The organism is Pseudoalteromonas sp. CR1, from assembly GCF_019392235.1.
In the GTDB taxonomy this organism is placed as follows: domain Bacteria; phylum Pseudomonadota; class Gammaproteobacteria; order Enterobacterales; family Alteromonadaceae; genus Pseudoalteromonas.
Genome location: NZ_JAHXRM010000255.1, coordinates 1 through 271, shown reverse-complemented (window position 1 = coordinate 271; position 271 = coordinate 1). Strand labels below are relative to the sequence as shown.

Sequence of the window (271 nt, the reverse complement as noted above, 5' to 3'; positions counted from 1 at the left end):
GGCAACGAGATCGTCGGCGCAATGCTGAAGAAACGACTGGCTGAACCAAACATCGCATCCCCCAACAACGACTCGGCGCCGGCGCTCGCGCTCAGGTTGAGGTTGGGATAGAAACGGGTTTTGCTCGCGGCCACGTTTTTGCTGGCCGCCTCCACCCGCCAACGCGCGGCGATCACGTCGGGACGGCGCCCCACCAATTCGGCCGGCAATACCGCAGGCACGGCAACGACGCTGGGCTTCAACACGTTCGGCCGCACCAGCTCATTGCCAC

1 protein-coding gene is annotated in these 271 nt (G+C 64.2%); it reads right to left on the bottom strand.

Going from position 1 to position 271, the window contains the following annotated elements:
* Positions 1 to 271: TolC family protein (locus KZZ04_RS19320; protein ID WP_219423889.1), on the bottom strand; the 271-nt coding region annotated here is incomplete at both ends.